Source organism: Micromonospora sp. NPDC052213 (genome assembly GCF_040679695.1).
Classification (GTDB): Bacteria; Actinomycetota; Actinomycetes; order Mycobacteriales; family Micromonosporaceae; genus Micromonospora.
In genome coordinates this window covers 1-23,864 of sequence record NZ_JBFAVI010000099.1, presented here as the reverse complement: position 1 = coordinate 23,864, position 23,864 = coordinate 1, and the positions used below count along the sequence as shown (strand labels likewise).

Sequence of the window (23,864 nt, the reverse complement as noted above, 5' to 3'; positions counted from 1 at the left end):
GTCCCCCCGGGGGCGGCGGGGCCGCACCCGGCGGGCCCCCCCGGACGCGGGGGGGCCCGTCCGTGGGGGAGCGGCGGTCAGGAGTTGTAGAGGGCGGCGCCGATGACCATGCCGATGATCGCGCCGGCCACGCTGGCGACGGCGGCGTACCAGCCGAGCGGCTTGTCGCCGAGCACGGCGCCGACGATCCCGAGGATCAGGCCGACGAGGCCGAACAGCGGCGGCAGGAACAGGATCGCGATGACCGCGAAGACGAAGCCCAGGATGGTGCAGATGCGGGCGGCGCCGCTGCGCGGGCGGGCGGTGGTGTGCGTGTCGGCCATGTCTGCCTCCGGTGGGTGAGAGCCTGCGTTGCCAGGCCGACCTCTACCCACTGTGGCCGTTCGTCACGCCTCGGACCCACCCGCCGCCCCCGGTGCGCGCCGGGCCGCCCGCCCGGTTCGCGGGCCGCGCCGTGCGGTCCTCAGTGGAAGATCTTCAGGCCCACGATGCCGGCGATCACCAGCAGGAGGCAGGCGATCCGGGGCAGGTTGGCCGGCTCGTTCAGCGCGAGCATCCCGACCAGGGCGGTGCCGACCGTCCCGATGCCGACCCAGACGGCGTAGCCGGTGCCGACCGGGATCTCGCGCAGCGCGTACCCCAGCCCGGCCATGCTGAGCACCAGCGTCACCACGAAGACCGCCGACGGGACGGGACGGCTGAAGCCGGCGCTGCGGTCGAGGGCGATCGCCCACGCCGTCTCGAGGAGTCCAGAGATCACCAGTACGATCCAGGCCATTGAAGATCACCTCTGCGGTTGCGCCCGGACCTCCGGGGCCGGGACGAGTCGGGTCTGCACGTCGCGCGGGCGTCTTGGCCTGACCGGGTACGCCCACCACTCGTCCGGGACGGCCGTGGCCGTCAGGGCCGACGCTAGCACCGAACGGGACGTGCCGGAGGAGGGTGGTGAGCCCCGCCACCCCTCGTTGACCTTAACTTGACTTCAACTTGCAGTATGGGCGTATGCCGCTGCTCTTCTCCGACGCCGAGGTCACCACCGCGCTCGACGCCCCCACCACGGTGGCGGCCATGCGGGACGCCCTGCTCGCCGCGTACGCCGGCCGCCTGGTGGCCCCGCCCCGGGCCGCCGCGCCGCTGGGTGGGGGGCGGATGGTGCTCACCGCCGGGCACCTCACCGGCGAGTGGTACGGCTTCCGCTCGTACGACACGTTCGGGCACCCGGAGAGCGAGCAGGTGGTGGTGCTGCACGACGGGCGTACGGGGGCGGTCCGGGCGGTGGCGGTCGGGGAGGAACTGGGTTCCCGCCGCACCGGCGGGCTCGGCGGGGCCGCCGTGGACGCCCTGGCCCGTCCGGACGCCGCCACCCTGGGCGTGGTCGGCTCGGGCCGGCAGGCGTGGACGCAGGTCTGGGCGGCGGCGGCGGTCCGCCCGCTGCGCGAGGTCACGGTGCACAGCCGCTCCGCCGTCCGGCGAGAGGCGTTCGCCGCCCGGGTACGCGCCGAGCTGGGCGTGCCTGCGCACGCCGTGGAGTCGGCCCGGGCCGCCGTGGCCGACCGCGACATCGTGGTGCTCGCCACCACCAGCGTCACCCCGGTGCTCGACGCCGCCGACCTCGCTCCCGGCACCCACGTCAACACAGTCGGCTTCAAGCAGGTCGACCGGCACGAGTTCGGCCCCGACCTGCTGGACGCCGCCGACCTGCTGGTCACCGACTCGCCGGCGCAGGCCGCCGCGTACGACCCGCCGATGCTCGCGGCGCTGCCGGCGTACGCCGGGCGGCTGCGCGACCTGGGCGGGGTGCTGGCCGGCGCGGTGCCGGGCCGGACCGGCGCGGACCAGGTCTCGGTCTTCTGCTCGACCGGCCTGGCCGGCACCGAGGTGTTCCTGCTCGACCGCCTGGTCCGGGTCGGCGCGGCGGCCGTCTGACCGGCGTGGCGTCCGTCACCCCGCCCCGCCAGGAGTGTCAGGAAGCATCCTTGCCCACCGGGCGCGTCAACGGGTGCCCTGTCTCGCGGGACGGGCGTGCGTGGGGGATCGCGGACGGCCCGGTACCCTCGGATGGTGTCTGCCACCTCTCCTTCCGACAACTCCGACGGCCGCCGCGTCGCCCTGCTGACGCTGGGCTGCGCCCGCAACGAGGTCGACTCGGAGGAGTTGGCCGCCCGGCTGCACGCCGAGGGCTGGCAGGTCACCACCGACGGCGAGGGCGCCGACGTGGTGGTCGTGAACACCTGCGGCTTCGTGGAGAAGGCGAAGCAGGACTCCATCCAGACCCTGCTGGCCGCCGCCGACACCGGCGCGAAGGTGGTCGCGGCCGGCTGCATGGCCGAGCGGTACGGCCGTGAGCTGGCCGACAGCCTCCCCGAGGCGCAGGCCGTGCTCAGCTTCGACGACTACCCGGACATCGCCGCCCGGCTGGACGCCGTGGTCGCCGGCGAGGCGATCCACGCGCACACCCCGCGCGACCGCCGCGAGCTGCTCCCGCTGACCCCGGTCTCCCGGCGGGACAGCGCGGTGTCGCTGCCCGGCCACGGCACCCCCGCCCGGGGCGTCACCGAGACCGACGAGCACACCCCGGCGCACCTGCGCCAGGTGCTGCGCCGCCGGCTCGACACCGGTCCGGTCGCCTCGCTGAAGCTCGCCAGCGGCTGCGACCGGCGCTGCGCGTTCTGCGCCATCCCCGCCTTCCGCGGTGCCTTCGTCTCGCGTACGCCGGACGAGCTGCTCGCCGAGGCGGAGTGGCTGGCCAAGACCGGCGTCCGCGAGCTGGTGCTGGTCAGCGAGAACTCGACCTCGTACGGCAAGGACCTGGGCGATCCCCGGGCGCTGGAGAAGCTGCTGCCGCAGCTCGCCGCGATCGACGGCATCGTCCGGGTGCGGGCGAGCTACCTCCAGCCGGCCGAGACCCGGCCCGGCCTGGTCGAGGCGATCGCCACCACGCCCGGCGTGGCCCCGTACTTCGACCTGTCGTTCCAGCACTCCAGCGAGCCGGTGCTGCGCCGGATGCGTCGCTTCGGCTCCACCGACCGGTTCCTGGAGCTGCTGGCGAGCGCCCGCGCCCTGGCCCCGGAAGCGGGCGCGCGGAGCAACTTCATCGTCGGCTTCCCCGGCGAGACCCGCGCCGACTACCAGGAGCTGGTCCGCTTCCTGACCGAGGCGCGGCTCGACGCGATCGGCGTGTTCGACTACAGCGACGAGGACGGCACCGAGGCCGCCGGGCTGCCCGGCAAGGTCTCCGCCGCCACCGTCAAGCGCCGGTACGACCGGCTCGCCGCGCTCGCCGACGAGCTCTGCTCGCAGCGGGCCGAGGAGCGGCTCGGCTCCACCGTCGAGGTGCTGGTCGACTCGGTCGCCGACGGCGTGGTCGAGGGGCGGGCGGCCCACCAGGCCCCCGAGGTCGACGGCTCGACCACCCTCGTCGCGCCGTCCGGCGGCGGGGTGGACCTCGCCGCGCTGCGCCCGGGCGACCTGGTGCGGGCGACGGTGACGGGCACCGAAGGGGTGGACCTCGTCGCGGTCCCGGATGAGATGATCTCGGCTGCGCCCGGCGCGGCACGGTGACGGCGGGCCCGGACAGAGCGGGGGAGCCACGTGGTGGGGTGCCAGGTGCGCCACGGCGGCCGGAGCGGGGGGCGGCGGTGACCGGGGCGACGGATTCCACGCCGGCGCCGGTGGTGGCCCGGGTGCCCGTGCTGAACGCGGCGAACGCGCTCACCGCGCTGCGGCTGGTCCTGGTGCCGATCTTCGGCGCGTCCCTGGTCATCTCGGGGATGACCCACGCCGGCTGGCAGATGGCCGCCTGCCTGATCTTCGCCGTCGCGTCGGTGACCGACCTGGTCGACGGCTGGATCGCCCGCCGCTTCGCCCTGGTCACCTCGGTCGGCAAGGTCGCCGACCCGATCGCCGACAAGGCGCTCACCGGCGCCGCGCTGCTGCTGCTCTCCTGGTACGACCGGCTGCCCTGGTGGGTGACCACGGTGATCCTCGCCCGCGAGCTGGGCATCACCGCGCTGCGCTTCTGGGTGATCCGGCACGGGGTGATCGCGGCCAGCCGGGGCGGCAAGATCAAGACAGCGCTCCAGATCCTCGCGATCACCTGGTACCTGTGGCCGATGCCGGCCGCCCTCGCTGCCGTCGGCCCGTGGATCATGGCCGCGGCGGTCGGGGTCACGGTGGTCACCGGTTTCGACTACGTCGCCCAGGCCCTGCGCCTGCGCCGTCCCGCCTCCTGACCCGGTCTCCCAGCCGGGGACCATGCCGCCCTCCGTGTGATCCTGTCGGCTCGGGGAGGATGAGTAGGCCCGGCGGGGCGGGGGAAGGATGTGGGACATGGATAGTGACGCGGACGGCGCGCGGCCGGTGGGCAGCCCGGCGGCGGGCGTGGTGCACAGTCTGGCGGAGCGCCACGAGACCCTGGCCACGGTGGAGTCGCTGACCGGGGGGCTGCTGGCCGCGTCGATCGTGGAGATCGCCGGGGTGAGCGGCATCTTCCGGGGCGGGCTGGTGGTCTACGCCACCGAGTTGAAGTCGCAGCTCGCCGGCGTAGCGGAGGATCTGCTGGCCGACCGCGGGCCCGTCGACCCGGATGTCGCGGTGGCCCTCGCGGAGGGCGGGCGGCGGCGCTGCGGAGCCGACTGGGGCCTGGCCACGACCGGGGTGGCCGGCCCGGAGCCGCAGGACGGCAAGCCGGTCGGGCTGGTCTACGTGGCGGTGGCCGGGCCCGCCGGGGCCGACGTCCGGCAGCTCGACCTGAACGGTGGCCGCGACCACATCCGCTCCGCGGCGGTCGTCGAGGCATTGCGGCTGCTCGCCGAGCGGATCCACCGCGTCGACGCGGGCGAGGCCGAAGCCGGGCGGACCGACACCGCCGCCGCCGGGCGGCGCTGAGCCGACCCGCCGGCCGAGCCGACCCGCCGGCCGAGCCGACCCGCCGGCCGAGCCGACCCGCCGGCCGGGCCGACCCGCCGGCCGGGCCGGGCCGGGCCCGACCCCGCGAGCCGAGCCGACCCCCGCGACGCGGGCCCACGTCCCACGCCGAGCCGTCCCACAGGCTGAGCAGACTCCGCAATCCGAGAGGCGGGGTGGGATGTCGGCGGGGCCGGCAACGGGTACGGTTGCGAGAAGGCTCCGACGGTCGGAGCCGGCACGACGTGCCGGACGGCCGCGCGAAACAGTGGTGTCCCTCAGGGGAGGTGCGAATGGTCCTGCTACGCCGGGTTATCGGTGACGCACTACGGGCGCGCCGGCAGGGGCAGCATCGCACCCTGCGCGAGGTCTCCTCCGCCGCCAACGTCAGCCTGGGCTACCTCTCCGAGATCGAGCGCGGCCAGAAGGAGCCGTCCAGCGAGCTGCTGGCGGCGATCTGCGACGCGCTGGGCGCGCGCCTGTCCGAGCTGCTGCGCGAGGTCAGCGACACGGTCGCGCTCGCCGAGCAGATGCCGGGCGTGCTCGTGCCCGTGCAGGACGAGACCGTCGACACCACCGCGGTGACCACGGTGCGCAAGGCCACCGGCCGGGGCGTGCACCAGGTCAGCTCCGACGGCAAGGTCGCCGTCCAGGTCCGCCAGGATTCGCCGCTGAAGGCCACGCTGCGCACCTCCCGCGTCCGCGGGGGCGACCGCGACGTGGTCTGCGCCGCCTGACCCACCCCACCCTCACCCCCCGTCCGCGTCCCATGGTCGCGGTGGCGACCGCCGCGTAGGGTTGATCGCGGACGGCGTCGGCGCTCGCTTCGCTGGCCGGTACGGATGCCCGGGTGGCGTCCGGCTGGGACGATGGAGCCACTGCCGCGCCGCAGCCGGCCGGGCCCGCCCGGCCCGGTCGAGGGCGGAGCGACGCTACTGAGGGGATACCGCGGAGATGGCTAACCCGTTCGTCAAGGGTTGGAAGTACCTGATGGCGCTGTTCGGCGCCAGGATCGACGAGCACGCCGATCCCAAGGTGCAGATCCAGCAGGCCATCGAGGAGGCCCAGCGCCAGCACCAGGCGCTCGTCCAGCAGGCCGCCGCGGTGATCGGCAACCAGCGGCAGCTGGAGATGAAGCTGTCCCGCCAGATGTCGGAGGTCGAGCGGCTCCAGGCCAACGCGCGCCAGGCCCTCGTCCTCGCCGACCAGGCCCGCGCCAGGGGCGACGAGGCCGAGGCCAACCGCTACGAGCACTCCGCGCAGACCCTGGCCACCCAACTGGTCTCCGCCGAGCAGGCCACCGAGGACCTCAAGACCCTGCACGACCAGGCGCTGGGCGCCGCCGCCCAGGCCCGCCGGGCGGTCGAGAACAACTCGATGATCCTCCAGCAGAAGCTCGCCGAGCGCACCAAGCTGCTCAGCCAGCTGGAGCAGGCCAAGATGCAGGAGAGCGTGGCCCGCTCGCTGGAGTCGATGTCGGCGCTGACCGCGCCCGCCAACACCCCCTCGCTCGACGAGGTGCGCGACCGGATCGAGCAGCGGTACGCCACCGCGATGGGCCGCGCCGAGCTGGCCGGCAACTCCGTCGAGGGCCGGATGCTGGAGATCCAGAAGGCGACCCTCGACTCGGCCGGCTCCGCCCGGTTGGAGCAGATCCGGTCGAGCATGGCCGGTGAGCAGCTCGGCGGCAGGCAGGAGCGGCCGCCCGTCGCGCGTACGGAGCCCGCCGCGCCGGCCGCCGACCCGGCCGCCGCCGCCCGGCTGGACGAGATCCGGGCCAGCATGGGCCGGGAACGCGGCACCGGGGACACCACCGCCGCCGGCTGAGGCCGGTCAGGTCGAGGAGGCAGCAGAGGTGGCAGACGAGCGCACGCGGTACTTCCGGCGCCTGAGTCGGTTGCGGCGGTCCGCCCGCCGGTGGAGCGTCACGGCAGGGGGCCTCGGCGGCGCGGCCGCCGTGCTGACCCCGTACGCCGGGCTCGGGCTGCCCGACGCGGCCTGGGCGGCCGGGGCGGGCGGCGCGCTGGTGCTCGCCGCCTGGCGCTGGGTCGACCTGCGCGCGCTGGCCGCCCAGCCGGCGCCGCCCGCGCTCGACCCGGCCGAGGCCGCCGCCCGGTCACGCGCCCGCCTTGTCGCCGCCGTGGAGCGGCTCCCCGCCGGCCCCGGCGTGCTGGCCGAGGTGCGCCGGGTGCGCTCCCGGGTGGCGCTGCGCGGCACCAGCGCCGCCGAGCCGTGGGCCCGGCTGGACCGGGCCGCCCTCACCCTCGCCGGGATGGCCGGCCGGCTGACCGGGCTGGCCGGGCCCGCCGTGTCGGAGGCGGCCGACGCCGACCGCTCGCTGCGGGACCTCGCCGGCCGGGTGGCCAGTGTCGAACGCGCGCTGCGGCTCGCCCCCGCCGACGCCCGACCGCCGCTGGCCGAGGCGCACCGGGCGCTGGCCGGCCAGCTGGAGCAGGGCGTCGCGGCGTACGAGCGGCTGGTCGTGGCCGCCGCCGGCTACGTCGCCGAGGACGCGCGTCCCGACGCCGACCACCCGGCCGCCTCCCGCCTGACCGAGGCGACCGACCTGCTGCACGGGGTCGCCTCGGCGCTGGCCGAGTTGCGCGGCGCGGGCGCGCCGCTGCGCACCCCCTGATCAGGGCGGCGTGGTGACCGGCACCGGGCCGGTGAACGGGGAGCTGCCGACGACGTTGAACGACCGGATGCGGTAGTGGTAGGTGACGCCCCGCGCCAGGCCGGTGTTGGTGAATCCGCGGCCGGTGACGGTGAAGGTCGACACCTCCCGGCTGAACGCCGGGTCCAGCGCCCGCTGCACGATGAACCCGGCCCCCGGTCCGGCGGGGGTGCTCGACGACCAGCCGAGGATCACCGTCGCCGTGTCGGGCCCGGGCGCCGTGGCGGTGGCGGTCACCCCCGTGGGCAGGCCCGGGGCCGGCGGCGTGGTGGCCCTGGCCACCGTCGACCAGGGTGACGCCGCCCCGAGGTAGGTGGTCCGCACCCGGTAGTAGTACGTGGTGTCCGGGGCGACCGCCGCGTCGAGATGGTTGTCGCCGACCCCGATCGCGGTGGTGCCCGGCCCGCTGCTGAAGGTCGGGTTGGTGGCCCGCTGCACGTCGATGCCGGTGGCGAAGGAACGGTTGGCCCAGCGCAGCGCGACCCGCAGCGGAGCGGCCGGCGGGATCGCCGCGGTCAGCCCCGCCGGCGCGGCGAGCTGCACCGACGCCGGCACGCTGTTGGACCAGGTGGAGCAGCTCACCGCGTTCTCCGCCCGGATCCGGTAGTGGTAGGTCACCCCGGGGGTGACGGTGGCGTCGGTGTAGCGGCTCGCCGTGGCCGCCACGGTGATCGCGGTCAGCCCCTGCGTGAAGGTGGCGTCGGTGGCCCGCTGGAGCAGGTGGCTGGTGGCCGTCGGGCGGCTGCCGTTGCCCGTCCAGGCCAGCGCGATCGCCGGCAGCGCAGTCGCCGAGCCCGGGGCCGGCGTCGCGGTCAGCCCGGTCGGCGCCCTGGGCGAGACCCGCAGCACCAGGGGCCGGGTCATGCCCTGGTCGCGGTGCCCGGCGAGCTGGCTGTGCCAGTGGTACTCCCAGCCCAGGTTGACGAGCTGGTTCACCACCAGCGACGGCCGGCCGTCGACCGGGCTGACCGGGGTCGAGCCGGTCCGGGCGCCGGCCGGGCGGGCCGGGTCGAGCAGCCGTACGCTGTCGCCGATCTTGAACGGCAGGGGCGGCGCGACGGGCCGCAGGGCGACGATCACGTCCTCCCGCGGGTCGACCCGGACCACCTGCTTCCAGCCCCGCTCGGCGGGGTGCGGCGGGCGGGTGGCGCCGTCCCAGCCGACCCGGTTGACCAGTTGGACGTCGCAGCCGGCGAACCGCACCGGCTGGGTCTGCCGGCTGTTGCCACGGATGCGCCAGAGCTGGGTGCCGTCGGCGGGCGCGCCCACTCCGATCGCCGGATCGCTCACGTGCAGCACCTCGGTGGCCGGATCGGTCGGGCCGAGCGGCAGGGTGGCAGGGGCGAGCGGCCCGGCGTGCGGGTGCCCGACGCCCAGCCGGCCGACGAGCCGGCCGTGCTCCGGTTCGAAGACCTGCTGCACCGCCTTCACCTGCAACGGGAGGAGCACCGGGGCGGCACCGGCGGTCGGCACGAAGCTGACCGTGGTGGCGTGCACCGGGACGACCGGCCCCCGGCCGGTACGGGTGCCGAACGCCGCGTCGTACGCCGCCTGCGGCACGATCGGCGGGCGCTGGCTGGCCGCGTACGCGTGGGGCAGGCGGTCCCGCAGCCGGGCCAGGTCGTACGGCGGCGCCGGGGTGCCGGCGACCCGGAACTGGAGCAGCGTCCGGGTGTTCGGGCCGTACCCGGGGCGGGTCGGCGGCGGGCCGCCCTCGGCGGTGCGGTCCGGGGCGCCCGTGTGGTGGTCGGCGCGCGGGTCGAAGCCGGGCAGCGGGGCGGGGCAGTCGTTGTAGAGGATCACCGTGCCGCCCGGCGGCACGGTCGAGAAGTCGACCAGCACGTCGGCGACCTCGCCCGGGGCGAGCAGCAGCGCGTGCGAGTCGACGTTGAGCACGGTCGGGTCCCGGCGGTCGTACCGGTAGCCGACCGGCTGGTTGGGCACGACCACCGGCGCGGGGAGCAGGCCGCCGTCGTTGCCGATCTGGACCAGCGCCGGGCCGGCGGCGCGCGGGTCGGGGACCCCGCCCTCGCGCCCGTCCGTCGGCCAGCCCGCCGGACGGTCCGGCGCGCGGACCGCCTCCACCATCGGCACCTCGCCGGCGTCCGCGTCGGCCAGGTCGCCCTCCGGGTCCCACATCGGGCCGTCGGAGCGGGCCCGGTAGAGCTGGAGGTTCAGGCCGCGGTCCAGGCAGGCGTTGAGGATCCGGAAGCGGTACGTCCGCGGCGCGACCTCCAGGTACGGGTACGCGATCCCGTTGACCAGCATGGTGTCGCCGAACGCGTCCGGCACCGCCGACGGGTGCGGGACGCCGGGCGTCAGCGGCGGCTCCTCCGGGTCCGTGACCGGATCGTGGTGCGGGTTCGGGACCGGGCCGGCGTCGGGCGTCCCGGGGTGCTCCCGCGGCCCGGGCTCGTCGGCCGTACGCGACCACGGGCCGTAGTCCCAGCGGCCGGTCGGGTTCGTCCCGTCGGCCCGGTACGGGTTCTGCCGGGGCTGGTAGACGTGCGGGTGCCAGAGGCTGCCCCGGGAGCCCCAGCGGTCCCGGTCCCAGGTCGGGTCCTCCCCGGCGAGCTGGGTGTCGTCCGGCACGAACGTCTTGTCCTCGATCACCAGCGGGAGCTGGTCGGCGGGCAGCACGCCGTCGGCGACGAGTTCCTCCTCGGCCGGGTCGGTGAGCAGGTAGAGCGCGAGCTGCCCGGAGTAGACGGTCAGCCGGGCCAGGCCGACGGTGTTGTCGTGGAACCAGCACAGCCGCCCGCTCTGCTCGTTCGGGTAGTAGAGCGTGGTGGCGCCCGCGCCGGGCGGCGGCATGTCGGGAACGTGGGTCAGGCCGATCCCGTTCGGGTACGGGGTGATCTCGCCCGCCGGGGTCACCCACTGCCAGGGGTTGCCGGCGCTGATCCACCCGGTGTGCGCGCCCGCGAGGCGCAGCACCGCCCGGTTCTGCGGGTAGGGCGCGGGACCGTCGAGCGGCCCCGTCCCCGCGCCCGCCACCGTCGGGTCGACCGGCAGGAAGAGCTCCCCGGCCCGACCGGTGGGGAGGTGGTTGATGAACTTGACCCGGACCGGGCGGCCCCGGCGGGCCAGGATGACCGGGCCGAGGTGCCAGGGGCGCCCCGCCGGCACGACCGTGTTGTGCCCGTTGGCGTCCGTGCCGAGGTTGAGCTGGCGGTAGCCGCGCAGCCGGGTCGCCGGCAGGTCCCGGTGCAGCCGCTGCGCGTACTGCTCCAGGACGATCTCGTAGTAGTCGCAGCCCGGGTAGCTGATGGTGTCGGGCACCGCCACGGGGAGGTGGCCGCCCAGCTGGGTGCGGCCGAGTGTGCCGAGGCCGGGCAGCGCGTCGACGAACTTGCGGATGCCGGTGCCGGGCACCACCCGGCCGTCGGCCCCGACGACCGGCAGCGGGCTGCGGGCGTAGTTCGGCACCGGGCCGAAGCAGCGCGGGACGGCCGCCGGGTCGAGGCTGGCCGGCACCACGACCGGCTCCTCCACGCGCCGGGCCGCCGGGACCGGCCCCGCCGGCCGGGACCCGGCGGTGGCGCCGTTTCCGGGGCGGGGCACCGCCCGCTCCCATGGGATCCGGAGTCTGCGGAACAGGTCCATGGCTCTCCCCGGTGTCCGGGCGCGGGGGCCGCCACGGCGGCGTGGCGGCCTGGTCGCGCGTCGCTGACGATGCGTGAGGAGTCAACCGCAGCATGCGACGCGACGGCGGGGGTTAGGAAGTACCCAATCGTCCGTATCTGTGGCGGGGACGCGACTTTTCCCGCCGCACCGGCGGAGTGTCCCGCCCGACACGCCGGCCCCACGTCGGTCGGCCGGTGACGGAGGGCGGGCCGACGTGGCCCCGGGGCCGTCAGCCGGCCGGGCGTTCGGGCTGGCAGACGGGGCACCAGTAGGTGACCCGCTCGCCCAACTCCTCCTTGCGGATCGCGGTGCCGCACCGGCGGCAGGGCTGGGCGCGCCGCCCGTAGACGTAGCTGGTCTGCCCCCGGTGCAGCGACCCGGTGGTGCTCTGCGTCCAGCGGCCCCGGTTGGCCGCGAGCAGCTTCTGCGCCAGGGCCACGGTGCCGGCGAGATCCGGCACGGCGCGTACCGGCGTCCACGGCGACACGCCGCGCAGGAACAGGATCTCGCACTTGTAGAGGTTGCCGACGCCGGCCAGGTTGCGCTGGTCCAGCAGGGCCTCGCCGATGGTGACGTCCGGGTGGGCGGCCAGCCGGCGTACCGCCTCGGCCGGGTCCCAGTCCGTGCCGAGCAGGTCGGGGCCGAGGTGGCCGACCAGCGATTCCTCCTCGGCCGTCGGCACCAGCGCCAGCTCGTGCAGGTGGTAGCCGACGGCGACCGCCTGCGGGGCGCGCAGCACCACCCGGATCAGGTGCGCCGGCCGGGCGGTCCACCGTTCCCCCGGCGCGTACGCCCGCCAGACACCCTCCATCCGCAGGTGGGAGTGCAGCGTCCAGCGCGCCCCGTCGCCTCCCGTGGTGGCGCCTCCCGGCGGTGCGCTTCCCGGCGGTGCGCTTCCCGGCGGTGCGTTTCCCGCCGGTGCGACGAGGCGGAGCAGCAGGTGTTTGCCCCGGCTGGCAGACTCCCGCACCGTCCAGCCGGTGAGGTCGGTCGCGGCGAGCTGGGGCACCCGGAAGTCGCTGCCGGTCAGGCGGGCGCCCGCCAGCGCGCGGTGCAGGACGCGGGCGGTGTTCCAGACGGTGTCGCCTTCGGGCACCCGTCCATCCTCCCTCGCCGCCTAGGACCCGGCGCGGCGGTCACCGGGCCGCGACGCGCAGCAGGTCGCCCGGCGCCACCGCGAGCAGGTCGACCGCCCGGCCGCCGTTGACCGCCACGGCGACCAGGCCGGCCGAGTCGGCGTGCACCACCAGCCCGCCCGCCGGGGCGTCCCCGAAGGTGCGGCCGTGCACGGCCTCGCGCCCGGCCCCCGGCTCGACGTCCGGCCGCACCAGTACCCGGGCCGGCAGCGGCACCAGCAGGTCGGCCGGCGCGGCCAGTTGCACGTTGCCGAAGTGGTCCACGGTCAGCACCTCGGCGGTGAAGCCCGCCGCCTCGGGCCGGACGACCGGCGCCGGCAGCCGGACCAGGGTCGCCGGGTCGACGGCCGGGCCGGCACCGGACAGCGGGGCGCCGAGCGCCAGCCGCGCGGCCACGGGCGCGAAGACGTCCCGGCCGTGGAACGTGCGGGACACCTCGGGCGCGAGCCAGTCCGGCGCGGTCAGCTCGACGGCCGCCGTGACCCCGCCCAGCGCCTCGGCGGCGTCGACGAGCAGGCCGTTGTCCGGCCCCACCAGCAGGCCGCGCGGCGCGGCCAGGGCGACGCCCCGGCGGGCGGTGCCGACGCCGGGGTCGACGACCGCCACGTGCACGCCCTCGGGCAGGTGGGGCACGGTCTGCGCCAGCACCGCCGCGCCCCGGCGCACGTCGGCCGGTGGCACCAGGTGGGTCACGTCGATCACCCGGGCGGCCGGGGCGAGCCGGGCGATGACCCCGTGGCAGGCGGCCACGAAGCCGTCGGCGAGACCGTAGTCGGTGGTCAGCGAGATCCAGGGCGTGCGGTCCATGCCGGGCAGGTTAGTCGCCGGCGGTGAGCCGCAGTTCGAGGATCAGCCCTCGTGCAGCGCGTCGACCGCCGCGCGGTCCCCGGCCCGGGGCGGCGCTGGCGGATATGGGACAGCCGGATGGCCGACCGGCCACTGCCGGGACGGGACCGGGTTGGGCAGACTGCCAGGGGTGACCAACCGCAGCCTGCCCGCCGTCGCGGTGCTCGTGATCGCCGCCGCCCTGACCGCCGCCTGCGGAGACGACGCGGAGGAGCCCCCGCGCGCCGCGCCCCCGGCCGCCTCGGCGTCGACGCCGGCCGCCGACGTGCCGTCGGGCCCCACGGCGCCGGGGACGGCCACGACCGCCACCACGCCCGCCGCACCGCCCACCGGCGCGGGGCCGGCCGGGCCGAGCGCCGGGACCACCGAACGCCGCCCGGCCAGCCCGCCGCCGGTGGAGTTGCCCGCCCGGCCGACCGGGACGCCGGGCGCGCGGCAGGTCGTCGACGCGTTCAAGGCGGCCGGGCTGAAGGTGCCGAACCCGCGGGACCGCTCGGTCGACTGCGGGCCGGACGGCCTCGGCCTGGGCTGCTCCGAGCTGATCGCCACCGACGCCGTCACCGTCTACGTCTTCCCGGACGAGTCGAGCGCCAGCGACATCGCCGAGACCTGGGGCGGCCAGTCCTTCCGGCGCGGCACGGTGGTGCTCAACTACCTGGAGGCGAGGACGCCCAAGGCTGACCGCCCCGGGTACGAGAAGGTCCTCACCGGCCTGCGCTGACACGCCCGGGCATCCGGCAACCCGGCCCCGTCAGCCCGTGAAGGACTCGGGGCCGAAGCGGCCCCAGGCCACGAAGGCGGCGATGGCGAGATAGACCAGGTCGGGCACGATCGTCATCGTCTCGCCACGGCGGAGGCGCATCGTCGCCGCGCCGACGAACAGCAACGCCACGCAGGTGGCGGTCACGGGCACCAGAACCGGCGCGATGTCGAGGACCGCGGGCAGGACCAGGCCCGCCGCAGCCAGGATTTCGAGGGTTCCGATGGCCCTGAGGGTGCCGGGGCTGAAATCCAGGACCCATTCCGCGGCGTGGCCCCCCAAGGAGGCCATCTTCTCCCTGGGTACGAACATCTTGGAGGTGCTGACCAGGAGGACAACGGTCAGCAGTCCGGTGGCGATCCACAGCCAGCGGTTGAGGTCCATCGGTTGCTCCTTGCAGAGTCGTGGGGATTGTCGTTCCTGGGTGGTGGTGGCCGGTGCCGGCTGCGCGTCAGCGACTCCGACGTTGACGATGGCGGCGCCGCCATCCATCCGGCGGCCTCGGCCTCACGTCACTCCGTGGGCCGGCGAGCCTGGTGAAACCTGCGGGCGACCGCCCAGGCGTCGGCCACCGAACCCAGGTGCTGGAGCTTGGCGGGGTTGATCACCAAGCGGATCGCCTGGATCTGCCCGTCGAGGATGTCGAGCGCCAAGGTGTTGACCGCCTTGTTGTCCCGGTCGCGGAAGATCGCGCCCGGCTGGCCGTTCACCTCGTGTGGCTCCAGGACGCCGCCGATCCGGACCATCGGCGCAGCGGCCGCGGCGAGCACCCGGGCCACGTTGTCGGCGCCGATGATGGCCCTGGGCAGTTGCGGGGCCTTGCCACCGCCGTCGCTGATCATCTGCACGTCGGCGGCGAGGAGTTCCCGTAGCCCGTCGAGATCGCCTTCCCTGAAGGCGTCGAAAAAGCGTTCGGCGAGTTCCTCGCGCTCCCTGCGGTCTGCCTCGAACCGGGGCCGGCCCGCGTCCATGTGGCGGCGCGCCCGCACCGCGAGCTGGCGGCAGGCCGCCTCCGAGCGGCCCACCGTCGACGCGATCTCGCCGAAGCCGAACCCGAACACCTCCCGCAGCACGAAGACCGCGCGCTCGAGCGGACTGAGCCGCTCGAGCAGCAACAGCGCCGCCATCGACACCGAGTCGGCCAGCTCCGCCGACCGCTCCGGATCCTCGTACGGGTCGGCCAGCAGCGGTTCGGGCAACCACTGCCCGACGTACTCCTCCCGCCGCAGGCGGGCCGAGCGCAGCACGTTGATCGCGACCCGGGTGACCACGGCCGAGAGAAACGCCTTGGTCGACGTGGGTCGTGTCGGGGAGGCCTCGTAGCGCAGCCAGGTCTCCTGGACCGCGTCCTCGGCCTCGCTCACGCTGCCGAGGATCCGGTAGGCGATCGCGAACAGCAGCGCCCGCAGTTCTTCGAACTCCTCGGCCCGGCTCACGCCGGCTCCTCCTCGAGGCACTGCCGCCCCGACGCTTCGCGCCTCTCCGCCGAGTTCGGTCACCACGGAGCGGGACCGTTGCGATCGATGAAGATCCCGGTCGGCCCGTCGGCGTCGATCATCGCGAGTTTGACGATCGAGTCGGTGCCCTCGGTGACGGTCAGCTGACCGGTGTGATTGTTCATGTCGGTCGCGGCGAACCTGCGAGTGGCGATCTCCCCGGGCGTGGCGATGTTGAACTTGATCTCCGGAAGCGCCTGGGCGTACCGGACGGTGATCATGTTCAGGGCGTATTTCGACGAGCTGTAGGCAAGCTCGTGCATCTTCGAGACGGGCTGGTCCGGATCGGTCACGACCGTCATGGACCCGGCACCACTGGACACCATGACCACCCGCGGATTGTTCGCCGCCCGCAGCAAGGGAAGGAGGGCGTGCGTGACCCTGATCGGTCCGTACACGTTCGTGTCGTAGACGGCGTGGACTTCGTCGGCCGTCGCGTCCGCTGGCGCGACACCGTTCCCGCTGGCGCCCGCGTTGTTGATCAACACGTCCAGCCGGTCGGTGTGCTCCCGCACACGTCGTACGGCGGCGGTCACCGACTCCTCCGACGTCACGTCCAGTGGGACCATGATCACGTTCGCGCCGCCGGCGGTCAGCTTGTCGGCGGCTGCTCGTCCTCGACCCGCGTCACGCGAGCCGAGGAAGATCCTCCAACCCTGCTCCCCGAGCCGGCGGGCGGCCTCGAGACCAAGTCCCTTGTTGCCTCCGGTGATCAACACAGAGGTCTGTTCCGAGTTCGTCATACCCCCGAGACACATACGCCGGCCCGGCTGTGACACGGTGAGCGCCGCGTCACAGCCATTCCACCAGGGGCCCTGCAACGACGGCTGCTGCCCCGCCACCACGTCCCGCGTCGACGCAGCCGCCGGTCATGGGGCCCGGGTACGGTTCAGCCGCGCAGGCGCAGACCGCGTGGGGTGGCCCGGAAGCCGGCGGCGGTGAGCGCGTCGCGCAGCGGCGAGGAGCGCACCGCCTCGCCGTCGGCCCGCTCGACCGACATCGCCCCCAGCGCGCCGGAGTGGACCGCGTCGGCGAGCGCCTTGCCGGCCGCCGCCAGCGTGTCGGCGTCGTCGGTGAAGGAGAGAATGGTCCGCCCGCCGCGCTCGACGTACAGCACCAGGTCGCCGGCGACCAGCACCACCAGGGCACCGGCCTTGCGCCCCGCCCGGTGCCCGGTCGCCGGGGCGGCTCCGTCGCCCGAGTCGACCACCCGTTCCGGCCAGGGCAGCGCCGCCCCGTACGGGTTGGCCGGGTCCGTCGCGGCGAGCACCAGGGTGGGCCCGCCGCGCCCCCGCCCGCCGTCGGCCGGCTCCGCCAGCGCCCGGATCCGGTCCACCGCGCCCGGCACCGCGAACTGCGCCGCGCCCAGCCCCTCCACGAAGTAGCCCCGCCGGGCCGCGCCGCGCTCCTCCAGGGCGGAGAGCACCGGATAGACCGCGGCGAACCCGCCGGCCACCTGCTCGGCCACGACCGCCCCCCGGGTCACCACGCCGTGGCGCTCGAGCAGCACGTCGGCCAGGGCGGCGGCGCGGCGGGTGGGGTCGGTGTCGCGCTCCGGCAGGCGCGACCAGCGCCCGGCGACGGTCGGCGGGCCGCCTCGGGTCGGCAGGGCCACCCGCCCGGGGCGGCGGTAGCGGGTGCGCGGCGCGGTCGGGCGGGACCGGTGCGCCCCGCCGCCACCGAGCACCGCCCGCAGCGGGGCCAGGGTGTCGTTGGTGAGATGACCGGCCCAGACCAGATCCCAGACGACCGCGGTCAACGCGGCGTCGTCCGTCGAGCCCACCCGGTCGGACAGCGACCGGAAGAACAACGCCTGCCCGTCGCCGAGCGCCTCCAGCACCGCGTCGTGCAGCGGGGTGCGGGTGAGCGCCTCGTCGGGCGGGGGCAGCAGCAGCGGGGCGGCGTCCGCGTACGCGAGGGTGACCCAGCCGTCCCCGCCGGAGATCGCCCCCGAGCCGGCCCAGAGCACCTCGCCGCTGGCGCACAGCTCGTCGAGCTGGGCGGGGGAGTAGTCGGCGACCCGGCCGGGCAGCACCAGGCGTTCCAGGGCCGACGCCGGCACCGCCGCCCCCTGGAGCTGCTCGACCGCCGCGGCCAGCGCCGCCACGCCGCGCGCCGACGAGCCGACCTGCTGCCACCGGGGCAGGAACGCGGCCAGCGCGCGGGGCGGCACCGGCTCGATCTCCCGGCGCAGCGCGGCGAGGGACCGGCGGCGCAGCAGGCGCAGCACCTCCGCGTCGCACCACTGGGCGCCGGCCGTGTCCGGGGTGAACTCGCCGGAGACGACCCGCCCCGTGGCGGCGAGCCGGCGCAGCGACTGCTCCACCACGGCCACCCCGAGCCCGAACCGGGCGGCGCAGGTGGCGGCCGCGAACGGGCCGTGCGTACGCGCGTAGCGGGCGACCAGGTCGCCCAGCGGGTCGGCCACCGGGGCGAGGTACGCCTCGGCGACCCCGACCGGCAGGGCCACGCCGAGGGCGTCGCGCAGCCGGGCCGCGTCCTCGACGCCCACCCAGCGCTCCTCGCCGGCGATGCGCACCCGCAGCACCCGGCGGGCGGCCGCCAGCCCGGTCAGCCATTCCACGGGCGCGCCCCGCTCGGCCAACTCGGCCTCGGACAGGTCGCCGACCACCCGGAGCAGCTCGACCACGTCCTCCGCGTCGCGCGGGCGGCGCTGCTCGGTCAGCCAGCGCAGCTGCCGCTCGGTCTCGGCCAGCACCACCGGGTCGAGCAGCTCCCGCAGGTCGACGCGGCCGAGCAGCTCGCCGAGCAGGGCCGAGTCGAGCGCCAGCGCGGCGGCCCGGCGTTCCGCGAGGGGCGCGTCGCCCTCGTAGAGGAAGGCCCCGACGTAGCCGAACAGCAGCGACCGGGCGAACGGCGACGGCTGGGCGGTCTCCACCTCGACCAGGCGCACCTTGCGGGCTGCCAGGTCGCGCATCAGCTCCGCCAGCGCGGGCTGGTCGAAGACGTCCTGGAGGCACTCCCGGGCGGCTTCGAGGGTCACGGGGAAGTCGGCGTACTCGCGGGCGACGTCGAGCAGTTGGGCGGCGCGCTGACGCTGCTGCCACAGCGGCTGGCGGCGGCGCGGGTCGCGGCGGGGCAGCAGCAGCGACCGGGCGGCGCACTCCCGGAACCGGGACGCGAAGAGCGCGGAGGTGCCGACGGACTCCTCGACGAGCTGTGCGATCTCCTCCGGCTCGAAGACCACCACGTCCGCGCCCGGCGGCTCGTCGGCCGTGTCCGGCAGGCGGACGACGATGCCGTCGTCGGACGGCATCACCTGGGCGTCCACCCCGTAGCGCTCGGTGAGCCGGCGGCCGATCGCCAGCGCCCACGGCCCGTTGACCCGGGCGCCGAGCACGCTGTGGACGGCCAGCCGCCAGTCGCCCAGCTCGTCGCGGAACCGCTCGACCACCACCGTGCGGTCGTCGGGCAGGGACCGGGTGGCCTCCTTCTGCTCGCGCAGGTAGGCCATCAGGTTGCCGGCGGCCCAGTCGTCGAGCCCGCCGGCCCGCAGCGCGGCGACGGCGGTCTTGTCGTCCTGCCGCAGCAGGGCGCGCACCCGGGCGCCGATGGCGCGGCCCAGCTCGACGGGCCGGCCGAGCTGGTCGCCCTTCCAGAAGGGCATCTTCGCCGCCTGCCCGGGGGCTGGGGAGACCAGCACCCGGTCGGGCGTGATCTCCTCGATCCGCCAGGACGAGGAGCCGAGCAGGAACACGTCGCCGACCCGCGACTCGTAGACCATCTCCTCGTCCAGCTCGCCGACCCGGGCGGCCCGTTCGGCGCCGGCCAGGAAGACGCCGAAGAGCCCCCGGTCGGGGATGGTGCCGCCGCTGGTCACCGCGAGCCGCTGCGCGCCGGGCCGGCCGGTGAGCGTGTCGGTGGCGCGGTCCCAGACCAGCCGGGGCCGCAGCTCGGCGAACGCGGTGGACGGGTAGCGGCCGGAGAGCATGTCGAGCACGGCGTGCAGGGCCGAGTCGGGCAGCTCGGCGAAGGGCGCCGCCCGGCGGACCAGGACGGCCAGGTCACCGACGTGCCACGGCTCCAGCGCGACCATGGCGACGATCTGCTGGGCCAGCACGTCGAGCGGGTTGCGCGGGTAGTGCAGCTCCTCGATGGCGCCACCGCCCATCCGCTCGGCCACCACGGTGCAGGACAGCAGGTCGCCCCGGTGCTTGGGGAAGACCACGCCCCGGGAGACCGCGCCGACCTGGTGCCCGGCCCGGCCCACCCGCTGCAGGCCGGCGGCGACGCTGGGCGGCGCCTCGATCTGCACCACCAGGTCGACCGCGCCCATGTCGATGCCCAGCTCCAGGCTGGAGGTGGCCACCACGGCGGGCAGCTGGCCGGACTTGAGCGCCTCCTCGATGTGCTTGCGCTCCTCCCGGGAGACGCTGCCGTGGTGGGCGCGGGCGATCACGGTCGGCGCGCCGGTCGCCCCACCGGCCTGGGCCATCATCTCGGCGGGAGTGCGGCGAACCGGGCCGATGGGGCCGCCCCGCGCGCCGGTGCCCCGGTCCGGATCGGCGGGGCCTTCCCACGCGTCGGCCTCGCGGGCCGGCACGGCCCGGTCGGCCCGCCCGTCGGGCCCGGCGGGCGGGCCGGCCGACTCGTCGGCGGCCAGCTCGTTGAGCCGCGCGCAGAGGCGCTCGGCGGAGCGCCGCGAGTTGGTGAAGACGATGGTCGAGCGGTGTGCCCGGATCAGGGAGAAGACGCGCTCCTCGACCGCCGGCCAGATCGACGCCCGGCGCGGCCCGGGCCCGCCGAGGTCGTCCTCCGGCGGCTCCTGCTCGTCGAGGCGGGTCATGTCCTCCACCGGGACCTGGACGCTGACCTCGATCGTCTTGGCGGTGGGCGGGGCGACGACGTCGACGGGCCGGGCGCCGCCGAGGAAGCGGGCGCACGCGTCGACCGGCCGGACCGTGGCGGACAGGCCGATCCGCTGCGCTGGCGCGGGCAGCAACTCGTCGAGGCGCTCCAGGGAGAGCGCGAGGTGCGCCCCGCGCTTGGTGCCGGCCACCGCGTGCACCTCGTCGACGATGACCGTCTCGACGCCGCGCAGGGAGTCGCGGGCGGCGGAGGTCAGCAGCAGGAACAGCGACTCCGGCGTGGTGATGAGGATGTCCGGCGGGGTGCGGGCGAACGCGCGCCGCTCGTCGGCCGGGGTGTCGCCGGTGCGCATCCCCACGGTGATCTCCGGCGGGGCGACGCCCAGCCGGGTGGCGGCCTGTCGGATCCCGGCCAGCGGCGTGCGCAGGTTGCGCTCGACGTCGACCGCGAGCGCCTTGAGCGGGCTGACGTAGAGCACCCGGCACCGGTGTCGGCGGTCGGCCGGGGCCGGCTCGCGGGCCAGCCGGTCGAGCGACCAGAGGAACGCGGCGAGCGTCTTGCCGGAGCCGGTGGGTGCCACCACCAGGGCGTTGCGGCCGGCGGCGACGGAACTCCAGGCGCCCGCCTGGGCGGCGGTGGGCGCGGCGAAGGCGGCGGTGAACCATTCCCGGGTGGCCGCGCCGAAACCCGCCATCGCATCCGTCACGCCATCCATCCTGCCCCGGCCGTCTGACATCCGGTCCCGGGCGGGCGCGGGTTGTGTCCTGGTCCGGCTCATACGCGATGGTTGTGCCGTTGACGCGTTAAGTCTTACTTAACTGCTTGCTTGCGACGCGCAACATAAAGTAACTTCACTCGGAGCCGACCGGGGTGGAGGGGATCGGATGACCGTCGAGCAGCGGAGCTTCGAGCCCGGCACCGACGTGCTCATCCGCAAGGTCGACAGTCACCTCGCCGCCGTCCGCGCCGGTCTCGCCGGCCCGGAGTTGGAGTTGGCCGAGCGGCTGGCCGCGGCGCTGCGGGAGCTGGTCGTCTCCACCGCCCAGGCCAGCGCCGCCGACCGGGGCCAGGTGCGCGCCGCGGTGCACTACTTCGTGCTGCGCCGGGAGAGCCGGGGCCGGCTGCTGTCGGTGCGGTCGCTCGCCGCCGCCCAGCGGGTGGTCAACAAGGTGGTGCTCCAGCTCGACCGCCCCGACCTGCTGGTGGAGACCCGCCGGGAGCGCCCCGCCCGGGAGCCCGCCGTCCCCGCCGCCGACATCACCGTCGGCTGACCTCGCCGCACCACGCCCATCGGCCCTGCGCCGGGCGATCCACGGCCCTGCGCCGGGCGATCCACGGCCCTGCGCCGGGCGATCCACGGGAAGACGGCAAGGCCAGCCAAGGGACGAATTCCCGCAAAACGGCCCGGCGGGCGGTCATCTGGCGTCTGATCGCACCTAGGTGCCGGCCCACCTCCGGCGCGCGCCGCTGCCACCTCGACCGGGAGTGCGGGTGCTCGTACTGCTGATCCTCCACCTCGTGGCGGCCCTCCTGGCGCCGCTGCTGGTCCGGCGGTGGGGTCCGCGTGCCTGCTACGCGCTGGCGCTGGCGCCGGCCGCCGCCTTCGGCTGGGCGCTGGCCCGCACGCCGGCCGTCCGCGGCGGGGCGGTGGTGGAGACGTACCCGTGGATCCGGCAGCTCGGGCTCGACCTGGCGCTGCGGCTGACCACCCTGTCCTGGCTGATGACCCTGCTCGTCGGCGGCGTCGGCGCGCTGGTCCTCGTCTACAGCGCCCGCTACTTCGGCCCCGGGTCGGTCGGGATGGCCCGGTTCGCGGCCGTGCTGGTGGCCTTCGCCGGGGCGATGCTCGGGCTCGTCCTCGCCGACGACCTGCTGCTGCTCTACGTCTGCTGGGAGCTGACCACGATCTTCTCGTACCTGCTGATCGGGCACAGCACGGAGCGGCGTGCCAGCCGCTGGGCGGCCGCCCAGGCGCTGACCGTGACCACCCTCGGCGGGCTGGCCATGCTGGTCGGGTTCATCATGCTCGGCCAGCACGCCGGCAGCTACCGGTGGTCCGAGATCGCCACCGGTCCGCTGCCCGGCGGGGCGTACCTGGTCACGGCGGTGCTGCTGATCCTGGCCGGCGCGCTGTCCAAGTCGGCGGTGCTGCCGTTCAGCTCCTGGCTGCCGGTGGCGATGGCGGCCCCCACGCCGGTCAGCGCGTACCTGCACGCCGCCGCGATGGTGAAGGCCGGCGTCTACCTGATCGGGCTGCTCGCCCCGGTGCTGGCGGGCGTCGGCCCGTGGCGGCCGGTCGTGGTGGTCGCCGGCCTGGCGACCATGCTGGCGGGCGGCTGGGCGGCGCTGCGGCAGACCGACCTGAAGCTGCTGCTGGCGTACGGCACGGTCAGCCAGCTCGGCCTGCTCGCCGTGGTCGTCGGGGCGGGCACCCCGGACGCCGCGCTGGCCGGCGTGGCCATGCTGCTGGCCCACGCCCTGTTCAAGGCGGCGCTGTTCCTCGTCGTCGGCATCGTCGACCACGGCGCCGGCACCCGCGACCTGCGGGAACTGTCCGGCCTGGGCCGGCGGGCGCCGCTGCTGGCCACCGTCGCGGTGCTCGCCGCCGCGTCGATGGCCGGCCTGCCGCCGCTGGTCGGCTTCGTCGCCAAGGAGGCCGTGCTGGCCGCCTTCACCGACCGGCCGGTGGTGCTCGCCGTGCTGGTGGCCGGCACCGCGCTCACCGTCGCCTACAGCGCCCGGTTCGTCTGGGGCGCGTTCGCCACCCGGCCCGGCGTGGAGCCCTCCGACCCGGGCCGGATCGCCGTGCCGATGCTCGCCCCGCCGGCCCTGCTGGCCGTCCTCGGGCTGGTCGCCGGCCCGGCCGCCGGGATCCTCGACGGCCTGCTCGCCCCGTACGCCGAACTCTTCGGCACGGTCGGCGGGCACCTGGCGCTGTGGCACGGCCTCAGCCCCGCGCTCGGCTTCTCCGCCCTCGCCGTGGCCGGCGGCGCGGCGCTGCACGCGCTGCGCGGCCCCCTCGCCCCGGCGCTGGCCCGGCTGCACGTCCCGGTCAGCGGCAACCAGGGGTACGAGTGGGTCATCGGCCGATTCGACCGGCTGGCCATCGAGGTCACCAGCGTCACCCAGCGGGGTTCGCTGCCGCAGTACCTCGGGATCATCCTGCTCGCCCTCACGGTGCTGCCCGGTGGGGCGATGCTGGCCACCCGGCCGTGGCGGGACCGGATCGACCTCTGGGACAGCCCGTTGCAGGTCGTGGTGGTGGCCGTGGTGACCGTGGCGGCGGTGCTCGGGGTGGGCGCCCGGCGGCGGCTGACGGCGATGCTGCTGGTGGGGATGACGGGCTACGGCAGCGCGATGCTCTTCGTGCTCTACGGCGCGCCGGACCTGGCGCTGACGCAGTTCCTCGTCGAGACCGCGACCATCGCGGTGTTCGTGCTGGTGCTGCGCCGGCTGCCCGAGCGGTTCTCGGCCCGCCCGCGCCGGCGCCGCTGGGCGCGCCGGACGATCGGCCTGGCGGCCGGGGTGGTGGCGGCCGGCCTGGCGGTGACCGCCGCGGCGGCCCGGACTCCCGCCGCTCGACCAGCTTG

At 75.7% G+C, this 23,864-nt stretch carries 19 protein-coding genes and 1 riboswitch; of the genes, 10 read left to right on the top strand and 9 right to left on the bottom strand.

Translation table 11 applies throughout. From position 1 onward, the window contains the following. Positions 1-77: 77 nt before the first annotated feature. Positions 78-323, bottom strand: a complete 246-nt coding sequence (locus AB0L34_RS22085; protein WP_363706218.1) for a hypothetical protein — start codon at positions 321-323, stop codon at positions 78-80. A gap of 140 nt (positions 324-463) precedes the next feature. Further along, positions 464-778, bottom strand: coding sequence for a multidrug efflux SMR transporter (locus tag AB0L34_RS22080; RefSeq protein ID WP_350705037.1), 315 nt, complete (start codon positions 776-778; stop codon positions 464-466). A 62-nt stretch (positions 779-840) separates the two neighbouring features. Then, positions 841-905, bottom strand: a riboswitch (guanidine-III (ykkC-III) riboswitch). Between the two features lie 97 nt (positions 906-1,002). Between AB0L34_RS22080 and AB0L34_RS22075 the strand changes: the two genes are divergently transcribed. The 7 genes from AB0L34_RS22075 to AB0L34_RS22045 all read left to right on the top strand — a co-directional run bounded on the left by AB0L34_RS22075 (position 1,003) and on the right by AB0L34_RS22045 (position 7,540). After that, complete coding sequence (locus AB0L34_RS22075) at positions 1,003-1,926, top strand: ornithine cyclodeaminase family protein (protein ID WP_363706216.1); 924 nt, start codon at positions 1,003-1,005, stop codon at positions 1,924-1,926. A gap of 132 nt (positions 1,927-2,058) precedes the next feature. Continuing rightward, entirely contained in the window at positions 2,059-3,561 is a 1,503-nt protein-coding gene (rimO, locus tag AB0L34_RS22070; protein ID WP_363706214.1) for a 30S ribosomal protein S12 methylthiotransferase RimO, read from the top strand. Positions 3,562-3,638: 77 nt separating this feature from the next. Beyond that, on the top strand, positions 3,639-4,232 hold the full coding sequence (gene pgsA, locus AB0L34_RS22065) for a CDP-diacylglycerol--glycerol-3-phosphate 3-phosphatidyltransferase (protein ID WP_357454182.1): 594 nt from the start codon (positions 3,639-3,641) through the stop codon (positions 4,230-4,232). 97 nt (positions 4,233-4,329) lie between these two features. Then, positions 4,330-4,887 carry a CinA family protein gene (locus tag AB0L34_RS22060; RefSeq protein ID WP_363706212.1) on the top strand — a complete coding sequence of 186 codons (558 nt, stop codon included), beginning with the start codon at positions 4,330-4,332 and terminating at the stop codon, positions 4,885-4,887. Positions 4,888-5,198: 311 nt separating this feature from the next. Beyond that, complete coding sequence (locus AB0L34_RS22055) at positions 5,199-5,642, top strand: helix-turn-helix transcriptional regulator (protein ID WP_357454176.1); 444 nt, start codon at positions 5,199-5,201, stop codon at positions 5,640-5,642. A 217-nt stretch (positions 5,643-5,859) separates the two neighbouring features. Continuing rightward, positions 5,860-6,732, top strand: coding sequence for a PspA/IM30 family protein (locus AB0L34_RS22050; RefSeq protein ID WP_357693807.1), 873 nt, complete (start codon positions 5,860-5,862; stop codon positions 6,730-6,732). Positions 6,733-6,760: 28 nt separating this feature from the next. Then, entirely contained in the window at positions 6,761-7,540 is a 780-nt protein-coding gene (locus tag AB0L34_RS22045) for a hypothetical protein (protein ID WP_357454171.1), read from the top strand. Here the strand turns inward: AB0L34_RS22045 and AB0L34_RS22040 are convergent, their stop codons facing one another. The 3 genes from AB0L34_RS22040 to AB0L34_RS22030 form a co-directional block, all read right to left on the bottom strand. Next, positions 7,541-11,185, bottom strand: coding sequence for a hypothetical protein (locus AB0L34_RS22040; RefSeq protein ID WP_363706210.1), 3,645 nt, complete (start codon positions 11,183-11,185; stop codon positions 7,541-7,543). A 250-nt stretch (positions 11,186-11,435) separates the two neighbouring features. Then, entirely contained in the window at positions 11,436-12,302 is an 867-nt protein-coding gene (locus AB0L34_RS22035; protein WP_363706208.1) for a zinc finger domain-containing protein, read from the bottom strand. A gap of 40 nt (positions 12,303-12,342) precedes the next feature. Then, entirely contained in the window at positions 12,343-13,149 is an 807-nt protein-coding gene (locus tag AB0L34_RS22030) for an SAM-dependent chlorinase/fluorinase (RefSeq protein ID WP_363706206.1), read from the bottom strand. A gap of 169 nt (positions 13,150-13,318) precedes the next feature. Between AB0L34_RS22030 and AB0L34_RS22025 the strand changes: the two genes are divergently transcribed. Beyond that, the gene (locus AB0L34_RS22025) at positions 13,319-13,909 is read left to right on the top strand and encodes a hypothetical protein (RefSeq protein ID WP_363706204.1); all 591 of its coding nucleotides are present in this window, start codon (positions 13,319-13,321) and stop codon (positions 13,907-13,909) included. A gap of 30 nt (positions 13,910-13,939) precedes the next feature. On the opposite strand, the gene AB0L34_RS22020 is transcribed toward AB0L34_RS22025, so the two are convergent. The 4 genes from AB0L34_RS22020 to AB0L34_RS22005 all read right to left on the bottom strand — a co-directional run bounded on the left by AB0L34_RS22020 (position 13,940) and on the right by AB0L34_RS22005 (position 21,010). Then, positions 13,940-14,332, bottom strand: coding sequence for a DoxX family protein (locus tag AB0L34_RS22020; protein WP_363706203.1), 393 nt, complete (start codon positions 14,330-14,332; stop codon positions 13,940-13,942). A gap of 128 nt (positions 14,333-14,460) precedes the next feature. Beyond that, positions 14,461-15,384 (bottom strand): RNA polymerase sigma-70 factor, encoded by a 924-nt coding sequence (locus AB0L34_RS22015; RefSeq protein ID WP_363706201.1) that lies wholly within the window; start codon positions 15,382-15,384, stop codon positions 14,461-14,463. A 59-nt stretch (positions 15,385-15,443) separates the two neighbouring features. Then, a complete protein-coding gene (locus AB0L34_RS22010; RefSeq protein WP_363706199.1) occupies positions 15,444-16,286 on the bottom strand; it encodes an SDR family oxidoreductase in 843 nt (280 codons plus the stop codon). A gap of 47 nt (positions 16,287-16,333) precedes the next feature. Continuing rightward, positions 16,334-21,010, bottom strand: coding sequence for a DEAD/DEAH box helicase (locus tag AB0L34_RS22005; RefSeq protein ID WP_363706220.1), 4,677 nt, complete (start codon positions 21,008-21,010; stop codon positions 16,334-16,336). A gap of 148 nt (positions 21,011-21,158) precedes the next feature. Here AB0L34_RS22005 and AB0L34_RS22000 point away from each other — a divergent pair, with 148 nt between their 5' ends. Together AB0L34_RS22000 and AB0L34_RS21995 are read left to right on the top strand one after the other, a co-directional pair. Next, positions 21,159-21,545, top strand: a complete 387-nt coding sequence (locus AB0L34_RS22000) for a hypothetical protein (protein WP_357454154.1) — start codon at positions 21,159-21,161, stop codon at positions 21,543-21,545. A 220-nt stretch (positions 21,546-21,765) separates the two neighbouring features. Continuing rightward, the coding region (locus AB0L34_RS21995) for a proton-conducting transporter membrane subunit (protein WP_363706197.1) at positions 21,766-23,864 on the top strand (2,099 nt) is incomplete at its 3' end.